The 21,645-nt window shown below is 51.0% G+C and carries 17 protein-coding genes; 9 read left to right on the plus strand and 8 right to left on the minus strand.

The features are described 5' to 3' along the window. Positions 1–331 precede the first annotated feature (331 nt). The 4 genes from araC to GE278_10895 form a co-directional block, all read right to left on the minus strand. Positions 332–1,255, minus strand: a complete 924-nt coding sequence (araC, locus tag GE278_10880) for an arabinose operon transcriptional regulator AraC (GenBank protein ID QLK61236.1) — start codon at positions 1,253–1,255, stop codon at positions 332–334. 165 nt (positions 1,256–1,420) lie between these two features. Continuing rightward, positions 1,421–2,425, minus strand: coding sequence for an L-arabinose ABC transporter permease AraH (gene araH, locus GE278_10885; GenBank protein ID QLK61237.1), 1,005 nt, complete (start codon positions 2,423–2,425; stop codon positions 1,421–1,423). Between the two features lie 17 nt (positions 2,426–2,442). Then, entirely contained in the window at positions 2,443–4,026 is a 1,584-nt protein-coding gene (locus GE278_10890) for an L-arabinose ABC transporter ATP-binding protein AraG (GenBank protein ID QLK61238.1), read from the minus strand. A gap of 125 nt (positions 4,027–4,151) precedes the next feature. After that, the gene (locus GE278_10895) at positions 4,152–5,138 is read right to left on the minus strand and encodes a substrate-binding domain-containing protein (protein QLK61239.1); all 987 of its coding nucleotides are present in this window, start codon (positions 5,136–5,138) and stop codon (positions 4,152–4,154) included. A gap of 417 nt (positions 5,139–5,555) precedes the next feature. Between GE278_10895 and GE278_10900 the strand changes: the two genes are divergently transcribed. Both GE278_10900 and araA read left to right on the plus strand, forming a co-directional pair. Then, positions 5,556–7,235 (plus strand): ribulokinase, encoded by a 1,680-nt coding sequence (locus GE278_10900; protein QLK61240.1) that lies wholly within the window; start codon positions 5,556–5,558, stop codon positions 7,233–7,235. 42 nt (positions 7,236–7,277) lie between these two features. Continuing rightward, positions 7,278–8,783: an L-arabinose isomerase gene (gene araA / locus GE278_10905; protein QLK61241.1), complete on the plus strand. Its 1,506-nt coding sequence runs from the start codon at positions 7,278–7,280 to the stop codon at positions 8,781–8,783. A 152-nt stretch (positions 8,784–8,935) separates the two neighbouring features. On the opposite strand, the gene GE278_10910 is transcribed toward araA, so the two are convergent. From GE278_10910 to GE278_10925, 4 genes are all read right to left on the minus strand, one after another. Further along, the gene (locus GE278_10910; GenBank protein ID QLK63269.1) at positions 8,936–9,877 is read right to left on the minus strand and encodes a type 1 fimbrial protein; all 942 of its coding nucleotides are present in this window, start codon (positions 9,875–9,877) and stop codon (positions 8,936–8,938) included. 211 nt (positions 9,878–10,088) lie between these two features. Then, a complete protein-coding gene (locus tag GE278_10915; protein ID QLK61242.1) occupies positions 10,089–10,811 on the minus strand; it encodes a fimbria/pilus periplasmic chaperone in 723 nt (240 codons plus the stop codon). Positions 10,812–10,823: 12 nt separating this feature from the next. Further along, positions 10,824–13,298 carry a fimbria/pilus outer membrane usher protein gene (locus GE278_10920; GenBank protein QLK63270.1) on the minus strand — a complete coding sequence of 825 codons (2,475 nt, stop codon included), beginning with the start codon at positions 13,296–13,298 and terminating at the stop codon, positions 10,824–10,826. A gap of 112 nt (positions 13,299–13,410) precedes the next feature. Further along, on the minus strand, positions 13,411–13,953 hold the full coding sequence (locus GE278_10925; GenBank protein ID QLK61243.1) for a fimbrial protein: 543 nt from the start codon (positions 13,951–13,953) through the stop codon (positions 13,411–13,413). A gap of 307 nt (positions 13,954–14,260) precedes the next feature. Here GE278_10925 and GE278_10930 point away from each other — a divergent pair, with 307 nt between their 5' ends. The 7 genes from GE278_10930 (at position 14,261) to GE278_10960 (ending at position 21,579) form a co-directional block, all read left to right on the plus strand. Next, positions 14,261–14,521 (plus strand): hypothetical protein, encoded by a 261-nt coding sequence (locus GE278_10930; protein QLK61244.1) that lies wholly within the window; start codon positions 14,261–14,263, stop codon positions 14,519–14,521. 58 nt (positions 14,522–14,579) lie between these two features. Then, positions 14,580–15,515 carry a LysR family transcriptional regulator gene (locus tag GE278_10935; GenBank protein QLK61245.1) on the plus strand — a complete coding sequence of 312 codons (936 nt, stop codon included), beginning with the start codon at positions 14,580–14,582 and terminating at the stop codon, positions 15,513–15,515. Positions 15,516–15,986: 471 nt separating this feature from the next. Then, a complete protein-coding gene (locus tag GE278_10940) occupies positions 15,987–16,529 on the plus strand; it encodes a fimbrial protein (GenBank protein QLK63271.1) in 543 nt (180 codons plus the stop codon). A 133-nt stretch (positions 16,530–16,662) separates the two neighbouring features. Then, the gene (locus tag GE278_10945) at positions 16,663–17,355 is read left to right on the plus strand and encodes a fimbria/pilus periplasmic chaperone (GenBank protein QLK61246.1); all 693 of its coding nucleotides are present in this window, start codon (positions 16,663–16,665) and stop codon (positions 17,353–17,355) included. 41 nt (positions 17,356–17,396) lie between these two features. Next, on the plus strand, positions 17,397–20,030 hold the full coding sequence (locus tag GE278_10950; protein QLK61247.1) for a fimbria/pilus outer membrane usher protein: 2,634 nt from the start codon (positions 17,397–17,399) through the stop codon (positions 20,028–20,030). Position 20,031: 1 nt separating this feature from the next. Next, positions 20,032–21,039, plus strand: coding sequence for a fimbrial protein (locus GE278_10955; GenBank protein ID QLK61248.1), 1,008 nt, complete (start codon positions 20,032–20,034; stop codon positions 21,037–21,039). 15 nt (positions 21,040–21,054) lie between these two features. Further along, positions 21,055–21,579 carry a fimbrial protein gene (locus tag GE278_10960; protein ID QLK61249.1) on the plus strand — a complete coding sequence of 175 codons (525 nt, stop codon included), beginning with the start codon at positions 21,055–21,057 and terminating at the stop codon, positions 21,577–21,579. Positions 21,580–21,645: the final 66 nt, after the last annotated feature.

Genomic DNA, 21,645 nt, shown 5'->3' on the forward strand with positions numbered 1-21,645 from the left:
GCGATTTTAATGATTTATTTTTTTGAAATGATCTGAGCGGATGAAGTTGTGACCTAAAAGCCTCTGGCCGCGTTCAAAAATCGCGCCGGAGGAGAGGTGGAAAACCGCGCGATTTTGCGCGGGTTGCAACCCGACCGGAGGGCACCGCGCAGCGGCGGGATTTTGCGGCAATAGCTGCGACTTCTGAAACAGAGCCGGGATGCATGGCACGTGTTTTAAAGAGCCAGGGATTCTTAAGGGCGGCGGCGATAAGCCGCCCTTAAGGCCGGTTTGGGCGGCAACCCAAGGTCTTGAAGTTGAAGTCCTGCAAAAGCGTCCAGGCTTTGCAAGCCTAAAAATGATATGCAATCGCATTATCCGCCGGTGCTTTATACGGTTTCGCGGGATAATTGATCTCCACGCTACGGCGACGGAAATCGCTCGGACTGACGCCGACCCGCTTGCGGAATACCCGCGAGAAGTACAGCTGGTCGTCATATCCCACCACGCGGCCAATGGTCGCAATCGACTCCTGCGTGGTTTGTAGTAACAGCTTGGCGCGGATGACGCGCTGATCTTCGCGCCAGCGGAGAATATTGATCCCTACCTGTTCGCGGAATAAATGCGCCAGACGTGATGGCGACAGGCAAACGTGGCGGGCGACTTCATCGATGCGCAGTTCCCCGGCGAGGTTACCGGTGATGAACTGACAGGCTTCGATGACGCGCGGATCCATGATTTTTTGCGGGCTCTGCGGATCTTCTTCCATTGCGCGCAGCAACAGGCGCTCCAGCAGATTCATTCCTAACTCTTCACAGAATCGACGGCCTGATTTTTGCGTTTGCTCGATATTGGCAAACAGGCGGTCGAATTCCAGCAGCAGCGTATTATTGGGTAGCGAAAGACGCCCGACGTCGCGGGTTTTGGTATGCCACTCCAGCCAGTCGGCCCAGTAGGCGCGCGGACGGAAATACACCCATCGGTGATACCAGCAGTCACTGTTAGCGGAACGGCTGTAAAGATGGCGCGCTTTTGGCGGGAACAGCAATAAGTCGCCGGGGTTGCAGTAAAACGTATCCTCACCGTCAAAGACTTTGCCCTGTCCTTTCACCGTCAGGTTAAGGATAAATCCTTTCATGCCGCCCGGACGATCGATGGCGAAATCCAGCGGGCCGTCAGCAAGGATCGGTGTCATTCCGGCGACCAGATAGGCATTGAAACTGTAACCCGGTAGCAGCGGGTTCTGCTGCTGATCCTGAATCATGCGGTGGTACATCGAACCTCCTGAAACATCACGTAGCTATGGACTTTTCATCTATTCTAACTACCGGTGAAAACGCTGCCAGTAAACGTTACAAAATTGTGAACAACCACGCGCTTTTACGGCATTTAACCTGTCAAAGCGTTAAATGCCGTGTGAAAGCGTTATCACTAAATGGGGTTAAAGGGTCTTTTTAGCTTTCTGTTTATAACGGTCAAAGATTACCGCAGCCAGCAGGATCAAACCGCGCACCACGTATTGCGAGAACGGAGAAATGTTCAGCAGGTTCATAGCATTTTCGACTGTCCCCAAAATCAGGATGCCGGAGACCACGTAGGAAATTTTGCCGATACCGCCCTTCAGGGACACGCCACCCAGTACGCAGGCGGAAATAACAATCAGCTCAAAGCCCAGTGAGGTCATTGGCTGGCCACTGGTCATACGTGAGGCCAGAATGATCCCCGCCGCCGCCGATACCAGCCCGGACAGCATAAAGATAATGATTTTGGTGCGCACGACCGGGACACCGGCCAGCCTCGCAGCGTCTTCGTTACCGCCGATCGCCAGCGTGTTACGCCCGAAGGTTGTTTTGTTCAGTAGCAGGCCGAAAATGATCAGGCAGCCGACCGTCAGCCAGATTGGCGCAGGCAGGCCGAACCAGTTGGCATAGCCCAGTGCGAAGAAACGTTCGTCCTCAATACCTACCGCTTTACCGTCGGAAATGATGTATGCCAGACCGCGCACAATCTGCATGGTAGCCAGCGTGGTGATCAGGGCATTGATTTTCAGACGAGCAATCACAAAACCGTTGAGTAAACCGGTCAGCATTCCCAGCACCAGACCGGCACCAACGCCAATCCACAGGCTTTCAGTCATGTTAATGACCACCGCCGTCGTGACGCCTGCACAGGCAATCACGGAGGCGACAGACAGGTCAAAGTCGCCGGACGCCAGGCAGAACAGCATCCCGCAGGCGACCATTCCGGACATGGAAATCGCCAGCCCCAGACCTTTCATGTTGATGAAAGAACTGAAGTTCGGCACGAAAATAGTACAGGCAATAAACAGCACGGCGAACACCACTAACATGCCGTAACTGTCCCAGATGCGCATCAGGCCTTGTCCGCCGCGTGATGCCGCTGAAGGTTGATCCGGTTTAGCGGAATTGGTTGTCATACTGGACATAATAGAGTGCTCCTCAGTCAGGCAGCGTCAGGGGCAGAGGTCAGGTCTGGAGTTCGCAACATGGCGAGCCCCAGCGCTTTTTCTTCGGTGGCTTCGTCATGGGAGAGTTCGCCGGAGATTGCGCCTTCGCGCATCACCACAATTCTGTCCGCTAGCCCCAGCACTTCCGGTAAATCACTGGACGCAAACAGCACCGCAATACCTTGTTTTGCCAGAGAATAAATCACGTTGTAGATTTCATGTTTGGCGCCAACGTCGATCCCGCGCGTTGGTTCATCGAGCAAAATCACTTTCATGTCTTCCGATAGCCAGCGGCCCAGAATGGCTTTTTGCTGATTACCGCCGGAGAGATTCATGATCAGTTGCTGATCGCTCGGGGTTTTGATGTTCAGCGCCTCAATGTGCTTGCGCGCATTTTTGGCTTCCCACGGATTATTGATAAGACAGCCTGCGAACACTGATTTACGGCGGGCGCTGATGTTAATGTTGTCGCGAACCGAGTGCACAGGAATGATGCCGTCAGCCTTGCGGTCTTCAGGGCAAAGCATGATGCCCTGACGAATAGCATCCGCCGGTTTGCGAATGTTCATCACCGCGCCGTCTAGTTTGAGCGTCCCGCCAGTAATGCGCGTACCGCCAAACAAACCTTTCATCAGCTCGCTACGCCCTGCACCCACCAGCCCGAACAGGCCGACGATTTCTCCCTGACGCACTGTCAGGCTAACTGGCGTTCTCACACCCGGTGCTTTGACGTTTTCCAACGCCAGGCGAACATCGCCATGCGGACGTGCCGCGTAACCGTAAATATCATCCAGGTTCCGGCCCACCATTGCCTGAACCAGTTTGCTGTTATCGACCTGCGTCATATCGTCAAAGGTACGCACGTAACGGCCATCCTTGAATACCGTGACAGCGTCACTTAACGCGAAGATTTCTTCCATGCGGTGCGAGACATACAAAATCACGCGCCCTTCGGCACGCAGCTCACGGATAACCCGGAACAACTGTTCGATTTCACGGGCAGACAGAGAACTGGTTGGCTCATCGAAGGCAATAATTTTGGCATTGCGCGCCAGTGCCTTAGCGATTTCGACCATCTGCCACTGGCCGATGGAGAGATACTTGAGCGGCGTATCTGGGTTGATATCAAGCCCGAGATGCTCAAGCTGAATTTTGGCCTCATAGCGCAGCAGCTTGCGGTTCACAAAACCGTGTTTGCTCGGCAACTGCCCGAGGTAAATGTTTTCTGCCACCGTCATTTCCGGCACCAGATGCAATTCCTGATAGATAATCGCCACGCCCGCATCGAGTGCGTCAGTCGTTTTATTGAAACTGACCGGCTGGCCTTTTATGTGAATAACCCCCTGCGAGGGCTGATAGTTCCCGCTGAGGATCTTCAACAGCGTGGATTTTCCCGCGCCATTTTCTCCCATCAGTGCATGAATTTGCCCGGCATAACAATTGAACGAAATTCCGTCGAGCGCTTTCACGCCGGGGAAGACTTTGCCAATGTCATGGAATTCCAGATACGGCATGGCCGCATCAAACTCCGTCAGCGACGGTTTCAGCAAAGGCGTCTTGTTTAAAGATTGCTGAGTCATAGTGGCTACCTGGAAGATAAGTGAATATGGAGGCACGCTGCTGCATGACAGAAAACAGTTCATGACACTCCCTGTCGTCCGTTATGTAGCAGCGTCTCTTTGCTCTGTTCAGAGACGACGAGACATTACATCAGGCCTTTCTTCTTCAGCTCTTCTTTGAAGTTATCGCGGGTGATCAGTACAACGTCAGTCACTTCGGTGAATTTCGGTGGTTCAACGCCTTTGGTAACCCACTCGTTCAGCATCTGGATACTTTTATAACCGTGAATATCCGGGCTGGGTAGCAGGGAACCGTAGAAACCAGTTTGCGCGCTTTTTGACAGCTCATTCACCGCATCCACACCGTTGATACCGATGCCGATCACGTTAGCCGCTTTAAAGCCCTGACCTTCTGTTGCACGCACGCCACCGAGCACGGTGTTGTCGTTCATGCCGATGATCAGCCAGTTTTTCACTTCAGGATGTTGCACTAACAGCGAGTTACCGGCATCGAGTGCGCCAGGGATATCGTTAGATTTGGTCGGCACTTTGTAGATTTGTTTTTCCGGGAACCCGGCTGCTTTTAGCGCGTCCATTGAACCGGAAGTGCGGCGACGCGCGGTGTCCAGCTCATCGGCGGTGATAGCCATCACGCCCGTTTCTGCCGGTTTCCAGCCGCGTTTTTGCATTTCTTTGTACAGTTCCTGCCCCTGACGTTCGCCGATTTTTGTCGCAGCCATCATCACTAATGGCACTTCTTCCATCGGTTTGCCTTTGGCATTCACAAACTGGTCATCCACCTGAATGACTTTCATGTCATAGCTACGGGCTTTAGCCATGATGGCAGGCCCGAGACGCGGATCCGGCGTACAGATAACAAAACCTTTCGCGCCGTTCGCCGCCAGGCTGTCGATCGCGTTCAGGGTTTTTTCGCCATCCGGCACGGCGATTTTAATCACCTCGAAGTTCATGTCCTTACCGGCTTTGTCCGCAAACCGCCATTCAGTCTGGAACCAGGGTTCTTCCGGCTGCTTAACCAGGAAGCCCAGCTTCGGGTTCTCTGCTGCCATAGCTGAATGTGACATAACGGCAGCTAATCCTACCGCCGCTAACGCCTTAGTGAATTTATGCATGATGTTCTCCGACTTTTTATTGTTGTTTCTCGCGATTCAGGCCGTAAATCTGAAAATGTGCCGTCAGCGTGAAAACGTTATCAGTAGCGTAAAGAAACAAAGTGAAAGTGCGGCGGTGCCCTGTATACAGACGATCCACGCCACGCCCTCTTGTAAGACGCGTTAAGTTTTAGCGGTAAAACTGATACGGAAGATAGAGCGCTATCACACAGCAGGAAAACAGCAGGTTTGTGCATACATATAGCGAATTTAGCCAAACATTAACTTTTGACCAACCTCACAGAAACATCATGAGGAGCAGATTTGTGCATACTTCCAGCTAACGCCTCCTCACTCCCGCTTTTACATCCTCCTACTGTTAGAGCAATTCGATTCGCCGCCGTAATGACTACGGCAAACCTGAAGGAGTGAGAAAGAATGACGCAAGGTGCGATTGCTCTTGGTCTGGATTTTGGCAGCGATTCTGTTCGCGCACTGGCTGTGGATTGTCAGACCGGTGCTGAGATGGAAACTGACGTAGTGTATTACCCGCGCTGGAATGAAGGTCGCTACTGTAACGCGGCCATCAATCAGTTCCGTCATCACCCGCGTGACTATATAGAAGCGATGGAACAGGCGATTAAAAACGTCGTGGCCCGCCTCGGGCCTGAACGCAGCCAGCGCGTGGTGGGTATCGGAGTGGATTCCACCGGCTCGACGCCTGCGCCGGTGGATAAGGACGGCAACGTTCTGGCCCTGCTGCCGGAATTTGCCGAAAACCCGAACGCGATGTTCGTGTTGTGGAAAGACCACACGTCGATAGAAGAAGCCGAAGAGATTAACCGCCTGTGCCGCAGCGGCGATTTCCCCGATTACTCACGCTATATCGGTGGCGTTTACTCCTCAGAATGGTTCTGGGCAAAAATTTTGCACGTTTCGCGCGCCGACATTTCTGTACGTGAAGCAGCGGCTTCCTGGGTTGAGCTGTGTGACTGGGTGCCCGCCCTGCTTTCCGGCACCACTGCGCCGGATAAAGTCGTGCGTGGCCGTTGCAGCGCCGGGCACAAAATGCTCTGGCATCCGTCATGGGGCGGCCTGCCACCTAAAGCTTTCTTTGCGGCGCTCGATCCGCTGCTGGTCGAAAACCTGCCGTATCCCTTGTTTACCGAGACAGTGACTGCTGAACAGGCCGTCGGCACACTGACCGCTGACTGGGCAGAGCGTCTGGGCTTACCGGCCAGCGTCGTACTCTCCGGTGGCGCGTTCGATTGCCACATGGGCGCAGTCGGTGCCGGTGCGCAGCCTTACACACTGGTGAAAGTTATCGGCACATCGACCTGCGACATTCTCATCGCTGATAAAGCGCGCGTGAATGACCGCGCGATTGCCGGGATCTGCGGTCAGGTAGAAGGCAGCGTCGTGCCGGATATGATCGGGATGGAAGCCGGACAATCGGCCTTTGGTGACATGTATGCCTGGTTCAGCCGCCTGCTCAGCTGGCCGCTGGTTCAGGCCGCGAAGGCGCACCCTGAGCTTCAACCTCAGCTGACCGCGCTGCAAAAAAATTTGCTGCCGGATCTGACCGCTGCGTGGGCCGCCAATCCAAAACTCGATCACCTGCCGCTGGTGCTTGACTGGTTCAACGGTCGCCGGACACCGTTCGCCAATCAGCGTCTGAAAGGGGTAATCACTGACATAAATTTAGGCACTGAAGCACCGGAACTGTTCGGAGGCTTTATCGCGGCGACGGCATTCGGCGCGCGCGCCATCATGGAGTGCTTCGAGCAGCAGGATATCCCGGTGGAAAACGTCCTTACGCTCGGCGGAATTGCACGTAAATCGCCGGTCATCATGCAGGTGTGTGCAGATGCGATGAACCGTCCGCTGCAAATCGTCGCTTCCGATCAGTGCTGCGCGCTGGGAGCGGCAATCTTTGCCGCCGTTGCCGCAGGTGAATTCCAAGACGTACCTGCCGCACAGGAAAAAATGGCCTGCAGCATAGAACGCACCTTGCTGCCGGATCCGCTGCGCGTTGAGCAATATCAGCGCCTGTACGAACGTTATCAAGCCTGGTGCGCCTCTGCTGAACCGCTGTTTGCAGCGAAGACGGCGCATTAATCCCTATTTCTCTATCCCGACAATGATATTCAGGAGTAACAAATGGACGCGTTTAAACATCTCGAAGTGTGGTTCGCTATTGGCAGTCAGCATCTCTACGGGCCGGAAACGTTACGTCAGGTTAAAGAGAACGCCGAAAAGGTTGTGAACGGCCTGAACACAGAAGCCGGATTGCCGATCAAGCTGGTGCTCAAACCGCTGGTCACCACCCCGGACGAAATCACCGCGCTGTGCCGCGAAGCCAACTATCACAACCCGTGCGTGGGCATCATTACCTGGCTGCACACCTTCTCTCCGGCCAAAATGTGGATCGCCGGTCTGAACATCCTGCATAAACCGCTGTTGCAGTTCCATACCCAGTTCAACGCCGAAGTGCCGTGGGAAACCATGGACATGGACTTTATGAACCTGAACCAGACTGCCCATGGTGGCCGTGAGTTTGGTTTCATTGGCGCACGTATGCGTCAGCAACATTCCGTGGTGGCCGGACACTGGCAGGATGGCGAATCCCATCGCCGCATCGCCCAATGGATGCGCGTATCTGCGGCGAAAAATGAAAGTCAGCACCTGAAAGTGGCACGCTTTGGCGATAACATGCGTGAAGTCGCGGTCACTGAAGGCGATAAAGTGGCGGCGCAAATTCAGTTTGGTTACACCGTCAGCGCATACGGCATCGGCGATCTGGTCAGCGTGATCAATGAAGTTAGCAAAGGCGACATTGACACGCTGGTGGAAGAGTATGAAGCGACTTACCGCCTGACGGACACAGTGAAGCTCAACGGCGAACGTCGCGAAAATCTGCTGGATGCGGCGAAGATTGAACTGGGCATGACCCGTTTCCTCGAGCAAGGTAAATTCGGTGCGTTCACCACCAACTTTGAAGATCTGCACGGCATGAAGCAGCTGCCGGGGCTGGCTGTACAGCGTCTGATGCAAAAAGGCTACGGCTTTGGCGGCGAAGGCGACTGGAAGACATCCGCCTTATTGCGCATCATGAAAGTGATGGCCAGCGGACTGAAAGGCGGCACGTCGTTCATGGAGGACTACACCTACAACTTTAAGCCTGGTAACGATCTGGTGGTCGGTTCGCACATGCTGGAAGTGTGCCCGTCGATTGCCAAAGAGGAAAAACCGCTGCTGGATGCTCAGTATCTCGGCATAGGCGGCAAAGCGGATCCGGCACGTCTGATCTTCTCCACCCCGGCAGGCCCAGCGGTCAACGCCAGTGTTATCGATATGGGCGACCGTTTCCGTCTGCTGGTGAATCTGGTGGATACCGTTGAACAGCCACATCCGCTGCCAAAACTCCCTGTCGCCCGCGCGATCTGGAAAGCGCAGCCATCACTGGCCACGGCCGCCGAAGCCTGGATCCTCGGCGGCGGTGCGCACCATACAGTGTTCTCGCAGGCATTGGATATCGACGCGCTGCGGTTATATGCAGAGGTGACGGGGATTGAATTGCTGGTGATTGATAACGCCACAACGCTGGCGGACTTTAAGAATCAGATCCGCTGGAATGAAGTTTATTATAAGCTTTGCGCCCGGTGATGCAGGAGGCCGCTGCAATAGCGGCCTTTTAAAATGACTGAAAATGTTTCGGTTTCTCAATTGCCGTGATCGCTTAGCTCACTGCGCCGAAATGGTCAAAGAGGGAGGGAAGCGCCTCCCTCTTTGGTTACGTTTTTCTTATAAGTGCTTTTTCAGTAATAGGTGATCGTTACATCGGCTTTCGCCGTGAAATTCCCGGTAAAATCGTTATTGCTGGCATCAGTGACCTTCGCCGCTGTCTGGATGATTGCCGCCTGGAAATTGGCGGTATTTTTGCCCTTTTGCCCGACACCGATATCTTGTTTCACGCCCATTCTCACCGTATTTCCTTCGCTGTCAAAAAGCCCGACTTCCAGGCCCAGCAATTTCTCACCGTTCTGAACGCTGACAGCGGACAAGGTGTCGCGTCCCTTAATCACGGTGTAAGGTTCGTCAAACGTAAACTCCACATTATTGGTGTAGCTGCTGCAGGTAAAATCCATGCCGAAGCGGACCAGCGGGCCCCGCTGAGGATAGGTACCGCTGCCTGTTTTGCTGATATTGCCCAGTTCGACGGTCTGATGTTTATTATCCAGCGAGCATGACGGCACGGCCATGTACACACCAGAACCTAACGGCACATCGACGGTGGCAATACCGCCCAGCCCGTCGATGGTAAACGTTAAATGTGCACCCGAAGGAATGACGGCCTGAGCCTGATATGCCATCCAGCCGAATTTAATCAGTTCCGCACGCATCGATTCGATGGCGAAATTGTATTGTTTATCGTATTTGTAGAGCGTTTTTCCCGCATTGTACTGCGCGCCAAACTGCACCAGCGTGGTGTCGTCTTTACCATTGATAATCGGGTATTCAACGCCGAGACGTTTCCCGCTGGCCATCTGCGCCGCAGGATAACTGTCAGGCGGCGTTTGTTCGCTTATCTGCACGGCTTTGATGTACATCTTCATCTTAATGCCGTTATTGGTGGTTTGCGCTTCACCCGCCCAGTCCAGCGCGGTGTCATTGACCGCACTGAGACTCAGGCTGATGGTACCGTCAAAGTTGGCCGGTGCTTCAAACTCACTGCCATCCGACGTACAGGTCAGGCGCATATTCGGCAGAAACTGGGCGTAATCGAGCGCAAGCACGACCGTGTAATCCGGCGTGTTCTGATCGACAGCGATCGGATTTTCGCGAGTGTATGGCGAGAACGGCAAAGCGCCGCCGGAATCGATATCACAGTGTAAAACCCCCGCCCAGCTGCAAACGGGAGCCAGAAGAGTCAGTAACAACGCAGGCCATATTTTCATGTGCGGCTGTCCGTCAGAAATTCAGCGACTGATGTAACACCGGGGATTCGCCACCGAAATCGTTGATGACCGAATAGTTCAGCGAGCCGGATTTACCATTCACACCGGCGGGCAGCGCATAACGCATTTCTCCTTTGGCAGGCACCATAGTGTTCTTATCGGCGACCGGCTGCGCTTTTCCGCCCGCAGTGACAGAAAGCTCAGAGAAACTGGCGTAATACTGGGTCGGGTTTTTCGCAATCAGCCAGGTTTTACCGCCCTCACGGCTGACCTGCCATTGCAGTTTGCTCAGCGTGTCGGCAGGTTTTTCAGCCAGCGTCGTCGGGCGGATAAACACTTTCAGACGGGTGCGCACTGCCACCTGCAACTGGTTGCCCTGCGCTTTGCTGACCGGCGGCACTTCCTGGATCCACAGCCAGTAGACGGATTCCCGGTCCTGAGGAATTTTGCCCGGCACGATAACCATGCGTAACTTACCTTCCCTTCCGGCACCAATTTTGAATAAAGGAGGCGTCAGGATAAGAGGCAGGTTTTTATCGTTACCTTTCAAATCTTCAATCCAGGACTGAACCAGATAATCCTGTGATTTATCATCATTGATGAGCTTAATTGAGGTTTCTTTATCACTTTCCAGCGCGACCACCCGGGTCAGTGCCGGACGGACTGCTGCGGAAGCAGCGTTAGCCAGAAGTAATAAACTCATGAATACGGGAACAGCAATTTTAGTCAATTTCATCTTTATCTCTGCTTAGCGACAAACCGCATTTATTTGCTGATACCAGGGTTCAGAAGATTCTTTGGCCCCCGGTAAATCGAACTGGCACTGCGCGTTATTGCCCAGGTCCACATGCAGTGTTGTACCGCCATCGGCCAGAATGCCGTTGAGATACAACAGTCCGTTATCGGCCACCATGCCGACCTGCTCCTTGCCCTGCCATGCCGCCGCTCCGAATGGCGCAGGTTTGCCGTCTGAAAGCGATAACATCACTATAGCGCGGCGGCCTACTTTCGTCTGGAAACGGCGGACAACCACCGCTCCGTGAGTGGGGATCACGTTCTGGCCACCATCAACCAGCTCAACGTTATCCGCGGCATGTCGAGTGTCGAGCGACAACGTATTGTCGCGGTAAGCTGAAACGGACGGCACCACGGCACGCCCGAAACGGTTGGTGGTGACGCCCGGCTGGCCGTCGACGCTGATACCCGCCGCCCCCGGTGTTTCAATAATGGCAATGGTGTCGCCGAGTTGCTGGGAAAGCACCACGCCGTGACGATAAGCCACCACGCCGCCGGAAATCCCCGCCGAATACTGACGGCTGTCCTGACTGGTGCTGGCGCTCACATTCATATTTGCCATCGAATTGCGGTAAGCGAGCGCCGCCGACGGCGAGTAACCGCTGCTGTCATGCTGCGCGGAAAGCGAATAGTTCATCGCGCTGTCGAGTTCGGTTCCCGACACCGTCGCCATTTGTGAATCACCGGAACGGTTACTGCTGTTGGTGCTGAATGACAGATTACGGCTGCGCCTGTCGCCCATATCCAGCGGCACGGAGAAATTCAGGGAAAGCTGACGGTCCGGCGCGTTCTGGCCATCATTGCCCGAATTCGCCTGGTAACTGTAATTCATGCTGATATTGACGGCTTTAATGTTGAAGCTGTAACCCAGCGTCAGTGAGGTGTCGGTTGCGCTGCTGTCGTAATAGTTGTCGCGCTGCAACGTCAGATAACCATTACCGAAGTCCCCTAATCCCTGATTAATCGTCGCCTGCATTTCGTTCTTACGGTGGTGCTGCGTATCATCTTCACCCCACCGCCAGCCAGCGTATTCGGGAAAATCCATAAAATCCGCAGTCTGATAGCGATAAGCCATCACCTGCAATGACGTGTCTGAACCGTCAAACCGGCGGGCATACAGCAACCGCAATGCCCGGCCACTGTCGCCGATACTTTCTGACTCAGTGGCGGCGTTGTCGTTAACCTGCTGATGTCTTTCCAGCGCCCAGTCCAGAGACACGCTGCCCAGCGTACCGAGATTGAACGCGCTGCTGAGCGCCATAGACTGATAACCTTCGCCGGTGACCACCAGATCGCTGAGGGTGAGTTTATCCCAGCCATATTGCAGGCTGCCCTGAGCGACCAGCGGCTGATAAGACAATCCGTCGTCGCGATACCGCCCGGCGCTGACGCTGTAACGCCAGGTGCCGGGGCGCAGCATATTGGGCAGTGAAGTATAGGGCACGGTAAAATGCTGCTGTGAGCCGTCGCTCTCTTCGACGGTCACCTCTAAGTCGGCCCCGATTTGCCCGTTGTTGAGATCAGTAATCGCAAAGCTGCCCGGCGCGACCGTCTGGCTGTAGATAATGTTGCCGCGCTGACGGACAACCACGCGGGCGTTGCTGCGCGCGACGCCGCGGATCACCGGAGAATAACTGAACGTGTCGGAAGGCAGCATCTGGGCGTTGGTTTCCAGCGTGACGCCGCGTACCGGCAAAATCCCCAGCACGTCACTTGACGTACTGGCGTACACATCGCCGGCTGTAAAGCGCGACACCAGAGACGCAATGTCCCGTTCAGCGTAGGCGCGGTCATGGTTTTGTTCCCAGCCGGTATCAGATTTATTGAAGGTATCGAAACTGTAGAACCGCCAGTTGCCGAGATTCACCCCGGAATTCAGGCTGAGATAGGCGTTATCGCTGGTGGAAGCATCCGCGTTATTGCCGCGGTTTTCACTGTGATACACATAGCCCGAATAGCTCATGCGCAAGGCGTTGACGCCGTTATCCCACAAAGAAGGGTCAATCATCTCGCTTTGTCCGGCGACATTCATCGCCGCCTGAGGCGCGGTGACCACCAGTTGCTGCATGGCCTCGTCATAACTGATTTTGGCATCAGGCCATTTGGTCATAAAATCGTAGCAGGTTTCATTACCGGCTTTGGTCAGTTCATCCAGATGATGATCCAGCCCCATCTGATGCAGCAATGCCTGAGTCAGGCACGGCGTGGCGCTTTCACTGCCTTTGACGTTAATAAAGTCGATTTTGGTTTTAAACAGGGTATGACCGTTGAGCACAATATCGACAGTTTTCATGCCGGCTTCGGTCTGTTCAGGATGATAAAATTGTTTAGGAATTTCCTGGGTATCTTTACGCAGGAAATCAGCATCAAAGGCGCTGTCATTTTCTGCTGCATGAGAATAAACAGAAAAAAAAGCAGGCGCAAAAATGAAAAATCTTATTATCAAAAACCAATAATTTGTTTTCAAAGTTGGCCTGCTTATTATATCGATGATGATTAACGGCAAACGATTAATAGATAAAGATGTAAATAAGAGCGAATTAATTGTAAGTAATATCTACAAAGGTCTTCGCGGTGACATTCCCTGCCGTAACAGCCGGTGTAGAGGTATTTGCCTTATAAGCCACTTTAAATTTAAGTGCGGTATTGCCGGTCGTTAATGCCTGAGACATGGAAGACTGGCCGCCGTTAATATCTACCAGAGTGGTCCCGTTATTTTCTAAAACAGCCACGCCGACGCCGGTTGCCGGGGTCGATGCATTGGTATTTTTCAAAATGGCATTGTCAACGGTATCGGGCGTGCCGCTGAAGGCAACGCGGGCGTTTTTCATCGTTGAGGTATCACAGTCTTCCAGATCAATGGTGAAGTCCGTCATACCGGCATAGCCGCCCGCCCCGGAGAAGGAATCCGGCGTAACGTTAGGAAGCGCCATCAGGCCGGAGGTGCTGGCAACGTTGTTAAACCCCTTCAATGAGCATGCTGAGGCACTCACTTTACCGGTAAAGGTAATGTCACCATCTGATGCAAGAGAAGCCAGCGGGGTCAGCCCGAGGACGATAAGAGTGAGTGCTTTAATTTTCATAACGATATTTCCTTGAAAAGAGAGAATGACATTCCGTTATACAGAGGACGATTGATTCACGGCATGAATAACGGCGATGAATGGATTGTAGTGGAATAAATGATTTAGGAAATACGCAATACGTTAATTCGGTATTAAGGAAATCGAAACACCCTTTTCGAATAACATAATCTTAACGTCAAAAATGCTCCTGTAATGAATGCGTGGTTTCAAAAATAATTCATTAAGAAATCAGAGATTGCTATTCATTCTCTAAACCTTGCACTATTGACCATTATTTCGCAACTGGACCATATGGAGATTGTCAATGAACATCACCTTTCTGGGATGTCAGAAAGAGTATGAGGAATGGTACATAAAGCTCATCAATCCTGAGATTGATGATTTACCTTCCCTGCTCAACCCGCAGGAAATTGAGGCAGCGCTTGCTGAAAACATGCCTGCCCTCTTCCCCTGCCTGGCTTACGTCCAGAAAAACGAGTGCAATTGTTTGGATGAAGACATCATCTACGTTTATGAGGAAGAATTTTCTAAATGGATGCATCTGATGCGCGCGGATAAAAGATAACTAAGTCATTGGTGCTACAATTAGAATCAACATAAATGTCAGCCAATGAGGTTGGGAAATGAATGACACGAATCAGAAGCGTCCTGGCTCCCTAAAAATCAGGAAATTCGATCTTAACTTGTTAATGGTGTTAGATGCTGTTTACACCACCGGGAGTGTGAAGAATGCGGCCACGCTGCTGAATGTCTCCTCACCTAGCATCAGCCAGTCCCTGCAAAAACTGAAAGATTACTTTGGTGATCCCCTGTTTTTGCGTGATGGACAAAAGCTTAAAGCCACTACCACCGCGACCAAACTGCATCTTACTATTAAGGACAGCCTGGAAGCTCTCATCGCCAATATTGAAGACTTTGAAGATGATGAGTACCACAATCAGCTGGTCATTCAGTGCCCGGTTTATCTTTCGTTAAAAATTATTCCGATTATCAGTGAGTTTTTTGTTAAAGAAAAAATAAACTGTGAAATTGTCCATCGGGTCAGCGACAACATGGTCGACAGCTTTAGCGAATCGTTATCACTTCGCCAGGTCGATTTAGTGTTTGGCGTCAGTAAAAATCTCGGGCTTTCGACCCAGTCCTTTCTGATTGGCCATGAAGACTTAGTGTTCATTTGCAGAAAAAATCACCCGCGCCTTGTGAGTGAGCTTCGTGAAGAAGATATCCCGCGGGAAGTATTTGGCTACATCCACACCGACGAATTACCGGCAATCACATCCCGGAAAAATATTGAAAACAACCTGATGTCGGCGCGAACCTTTTCGCTGAAAAGCCCTTCCTTCATGTCTATCCTCAGCCATGTCTCCTCTTCAGAGTCTGTGGCTATCATTCCACGCTGGCTGGCTGAGCGTTTCAAAGAAGTATTTGACATAAAAATTCTGACGAGTGATATCCCCTTCCCACGGGTGGAAATCGCCATGAGTTATAATAAAAACAATCTTAATAGAAAAATGAATACCCAGCTTTTTAATTATCTTAAAGAAAATTTCCGCGCCTGAACGTAAATCCCTGCCTGCCTCTAACCTGTTATAACAATAACAGGTTACCTGACACGATTATTTCTGTAACTCACCTTTTGGCATTTTTAATTCCGTTACTCTCAAACCCGAAGGCTCAGGTATGTTCAGATAAGTTCTTTTTTCGTTAAATTTAGGCTGTTCGTAGTGGATTTTATTCTAATAAATAGCACATTGAGATAGTTTAGATTTCTTTAAGAAATCATTAAAGAAAGCGAAACCTCTTCATTGTAATGATATATATGGGTTTTTCAGAATTGTGCGTTTCTTAACCTGTTGCTATCTTACAAAATTCGCTTACTTGAGTTATTGTGTTTGCACGGAATATGACTGTATTCCAGAAAGTCCTTAACATCGATTTTTATTATTCACAGATTAATTAAAGTATCGATGTTTGAGACCGGCCAGAATGGTTCAAATGAATGAACCTAAAAATTTCCCAAGGAAAAAATGATGTCTTTTAAAAAAACTGTTTTGTGTTTGACTCTGTCTCTTGCTGGTATGGCTTCTGCTTCTGTAATGGCTGCTGATGGCACTGTGAATTTCGAAGGTAAAATCTCCGATGCACCTTGCACAGTGTCTATTCCTTCGCAGAACCAGAATGTGATGTTGGGTACTGTACCTGCAGCTGACCTGGCAACGTCCGGAAGCCGTTCTACCGCTAAGAATTTCCAGATTGATTTGCTGAACTGTACTGCAGCGGTTAAATCTGCGCAGATTTCTTTCGGTGGCACCAGCCCGACTGAAGACGTGACCTTGTTCAACATTTCTTCTCCGGACGGCACCAGCGTTGGCACAGTGGCGACCAAAGTCGGCATTGAAATTGCGGATTCTAAAGGTGTGGTAATTTCTCCTAACACACTGTCTGGCGCCATGACGCTGACGCCAAGTGTGGCTTCGCAGTCACTGTACTTTACAGCGAACTACAAATCTTTTGGTACAGCAACAACGGGTGATGCAAACGCCACCAGCGATTTCACCATCACTTACCAGTAATAGCTAAATGCACTTCTATGTTGTCTGATTAATCATAGAAATATAAAACCGGGGTCAGGGTAATTGTTCTGTTTATAGCAGAAAGGATTTCTATTGCCCTGATTTAGGTTTTCATTCACTAAAGGTTAATATTATGTACGGTAAATTAATTATTTCCTCCTTAGCATTACTTATTGCTTCTCAGTCGGCATTTGCAGCAGGGGGCGGCGGGGTTGTATTAGGCGCGACGCGCGTTGTTTATGACGCCAGCAGCAAAGAAGCTTCGTTAAGTATCAATAATAAAAATGCAGACCAATATTTTCTGGTTCAGTCATGGATAGATGATGCCAATGGCAATAAGAAAGTGCCTTTTGCTATCACGCCTCCGCTTTTCAGGCTGAATGCTGAAAAAGAAAATATGATGCGTATTATGAAAACCGCAGGCGAATTGCCGGGTGATCGCGAATCTGTATTTTATGTCAATGTGAAAGCCATTCCGCCTGTGCCGGATAATGCTGATACACAAAATACGCTGCAACTGGCCATTAAAACCCGCATTAAATTGTTCTATCGCCCTAAAGGTCTGCAAGGTAAGGCGGCAGAAGCCGGTTCGCATCTGCAGTGGAGCCAGCAAGGTAAAGACTTAGTGGTTAAAAATCCGACGGCTTACGCAGTCAGCTTTAATGAAATAAATGTGTCCGGTAAACCGGTTAAAGATATCAACATGGTATTACCAAAATCAGAATCCCATTATGCGATGCCTGCCGGTGCCGGTAAAAACGTGTCGTTTACCTTTATTAATGATTTTGGTGGCGTTTCAGAACCAATAAACGCAGTCGCAAACTGATTATTTTTAAATACGACACCCTTTTCTTATAAGAGAATAACATGTTGCTGTTAAAAAAATACAATAAGAGTCGGACGGCACGGTTAGGCTCTTTGACCAGAAAAAACTGTAAGTATTTCGCACTGAATGCGCTGACGTTATTAATTATGTCCGGCAACAGTTATGCGGCGGGGTTTAACTCCTCCTTTTTAGAACAGGTTGATCCGGATAATGAAATTACCGATCTGTCGGCTTTTTCTTCTAAATCGGGCGGCCAGTTGCCGGGTAAATATCTGGTAGATATTTATATCAATAAAACCATTGTTGACCACCGCGAAATTGACTTTATTACCAACCCGGATAAAACAGCCTTTTCTAAAGGTGATACCACCGGATTAATCCCCTGTCTTTCAGAAGATGACCTGAAAGCGTATGGGTTAAAAGCGGATGCAGCTCTGGCGCTGGCTAAACGAGGTGATGCACCTTCACCGGCACCTGTCGTGGTCCCTGAACGGGCGGCTGCGGGCAGTCAATGCAGTTCGTTGCTGCAAACTATCCCCGGCGCTAAAACCACGTTTGATTTTGAAAGCCAGCGCCTGAACATCAGTATTCCGCAAATGCTGATGTCCAACACTGCGCGCGGTTATGTGGATCCTTCTCTGTGGGATGAAGGGATCCCGGCGCTGCTGTTTAACTACAACTTCACCGGTGCCAATGGCAACGATAATCAGGACAGCTATTACCTGAACATGCGCAGCGGTGTAAATCTGGGCGCATGGCGTCTGCGCAATTATTCCACCTGGAATGATAATAACGGCGAACGAACGTTTAATAACGTTAACACTTATGTGCAGCGCTCTATCGTTCCGTTAAAGGCGGCATTAACGCTGGGTGACAGCTATTCCAACGCCGATGTCTTTGACAGCCTGCAGTTTCGCGGTGCGCAAATCGCTTCAGATGACGACATGGTGCCGGACAGCCTGAAAAACTTTGCCCCGGTGATCCGCGGTATCGCCAGAACGAATGCGCAGGTAACCGTTGAGCAAAACGGCTATACCGTTTACCAGACTTACGTTACGCCCGGTGCGTTTGAGATAACGGATCTCTATCCCAGTTCCGATGGCGGCGATTTGACCATCAAAGTCAAAGAAGAAGATGGCAGCACACAAACCTTCATCCAGCCGTATGCTTCCGTGCCCATTCTTCAGCGCGAAGGCCACACCAAATTCAGCCTGACCGCCGGCCAGTACCGTAACGGTTACGGCTCTGAGAAACCTGATTTCGGCCAGTTCACGCTGATCCACGGGTTCAGTAAAGGCGTGACGCTGTATGGCGGGATGCAGGGAACGGAAAATTACGCGGCAACGGCGCTCGGCGTCGGTAAAAACCTCGGTGCGCTGGGGGCCATTTCTCTTGATGTGACGCAGGCCCGCACTCAGTTGCCTGACGGTATCAGCTCACAGGGGCAGTCTTATCGTTTCCTGTATGCCAAAACCTTTGCGGATACCAATACTGATTTCCGTCTGGTGGGTTACCGCTATTCCACCAGTGGTTACTACAGCCTTGATGACTCGGTCACGCTCAATGATCAGGATAACGATTACAGCGATTTCAATATGCGCACACATAAACGCAGCCGTATTGATGGTTCGGTTAACCAGCAGCTCGGTGACAACGGTGGTTCGCTGTATCTTTCTGCCAGTGTGCAGGATTACTGGGACAGCAGCAGCAAAGAACAGACGCTGCAAACCGGTTACAGCAATACCTGGAATGGCATCAGCTACAACATCGCCTATTCCGATAACTACATGGGCGACGAAAAACATGACCGACAGGTGTCATTCTCGGTCTCTATCCAGCTCGACCGCTGGCTGAAATCCGCCTGGGTTAACTACAACGTCACCCATGATTCCGATGGCCGCGTTCAGCAGAACACTGGCATCAGCGGTTCGTTGTTAGCGGACAAAAACCTGAGCTACAGCGTATCTCAGGGCTATACCAATCAGGGCGAAGGCAATAACGGCAACGCCAACCTGAATTATCAGGGCCAGTACGGAAACAGCAACGTCGGTTACAGCTACGGTAAAGACACGCATCGGGTCAACTATGGCTTGCAGGGCGGCGTCGTGGCACACAGTGAAGGCATCACGCTTTCTCAACCGCTAGGTGAAACCGTGGTTCTGGTGGCCGCACCGGGCGCTGATGACACCAGGGTCATGAACAACACCGGCGTGAAAACCGATTACCGGGGTTATGCGGTTGTGCCTTATACCAGTCCTTATCGTCGTACCCGCGTCAGTCTGGATACCACCAGCGTGGGCGATAAAGTCGAAATCGAAGAAAGCACCCGCGACGTTATCCCTACACGTGGCGCCGTGGTCAAAGCGAAGTTCAATGCCCGTGTGGGTTATCGCGTAATGATGACGTTAACCCGTGCGGACGGCAAACCGCTGCCGTTTGGTGCCACCGTTGCGCTGCTTAAGGAAAATGCAAAAAAAGAAGATGCCAGCGCTGGCATCGTGGGTGAACAAGGTGTGACCTATCTAAGTGGTTTGCCTGAAAAAGGCACCCTGATTGCCCAGTGGGGTAAGGGCGCTGATCAGCAGTGCAAAATTAATTATCAACTAAGCCAGCAGGATTTAGAGAGCGCTTTACTCACCGCTGCGGCTTCATGCCAGTCTGGCGAGGTGAAATAGTATGTGGAATATTTCTGTATTGAAAAAATTGCCTTTTAATTACGCCATAATTTTATTATTGCCCGTAATTTTATTTTGCAATACATCATTTGCGAGTTGCGTCCCCAGCGCCCCTATTACAGTGCCGGGCACAAGTAAAACAATTTATGTTTCCAGGGATGACACCGACCCGATATTGCGTGGCGATTATGAGTTATCCACTCTCACTATCACCATGAATTGCTACTATGACGACGATTCTAAGGCTTATGTATTGTCTACCAAGCCTAGTGGTTCATTATCTCCACTCTCACCCTTTGGCTCAGACTTTTCGGGAAATACTACCGTTGTATTGAGTGGGGGTGGATTAGGTCTGGAAGTCTATGAAATTGCTGATGGTCATCCTCCTGTCTGGTTTGGCAATTTTTCGCAGAACCCTGGCGCAGGGTTTCCTGCATCTAAAACGTTCAATGTGACATTTGGCGTTGATCTGGTTTCTGTTATGGGCGGTTCGGTAACAGCAGGAGAGCATACCTTTTCTGGAAAATATGGTGAGCTGTGGGATGATAGATCGGGTGGTGACTTGTACAATGTAAATATGGGTAACTTCTCAGTTTTTGTTATTCTCACCGGCTGCCAGTTAAATACTAATCAGGCCAACCTGACGTGGGACAGTCTTTCTTCTCAGGACATTCTCAGCGGTGAGGTGTCTACCAGAATGGCCGAGGTTGGGGCCGATTGCGGTCAGGTAGAAACCCCTGTTTCAATCAAGTTCACCTCCAGCCACGGCTATGTCAATGCAGCTCAGGGTATTGTCAGAACCGATGACGATGGCAGTAACAACATGGGTTTACAGCTGAGCTGGGAAAAAAATGGCCAGCCCATCGAGATGGATAAAACCACGCACGATACCGTAAAGGGCACCCAGCAATTTAACGTGGTCGCTAAGCCTGTGGCTATCAACCCGAAAAATTCTATTAAGTCCGGGACTTATAATGGCACAGTCACGATGATGTTTTCTTATCGTTAAGCGAAGGCATTTAAAATGAAAAAATTACTGTCTTACGGAATTTCATTTTCGTTATTACTGCTGGCAATGCAGTCCGGGCTGGCGACAGAAGTAAATAATGTCACCATTAATTACTCCATTAATGTAAAGCCCTCTACGTGCGAAGTTCATACCTCGAATGTGGATATTATTTTTAAAGATGCAATAGGCGCTAATATGCTGGCGTCGCTTGGTACTTTCACCAGCTGGAATAGCGGATATAGCATTGAGCTGACCGGCTGTGAACCCGGCGCCAAAATTGAAATGTGGATGGCGGGCGCGACTGATAAGGACGTTCAGTTTTATAAAAATGAGGGCACTGCGGAAAATATTATGGTTGAACTGTCCGGCGATGACAGGAATATCAGTTATCAGAATGGATCCGTACAGGTTTTTCAGCTCGCATCACAGGAAAGTAATCTGTCAATTCCCCTGAAGGCCCGCCTGTTAAATAACGGCTTTGGCCCGGCGACCCCAGGGACAGTTAAAGCCGTTGTGACGGCAACGTTTAGTTACCCATAATTCGTTACGGACACCGCTCGTTAAAACAGAGCAATTAAACAATCTATTACCGGAAATAAAAGGACT

It is taken from the genome of Enterobacteriaceae bacterium Kacie_13 (assembly GCA_013457415.1).
Lineage (GTDB): Bacteria > Pseudomonadota > Gammaproteobacteria > Enterobacterales > Enterobacteriaceae > Rahnella.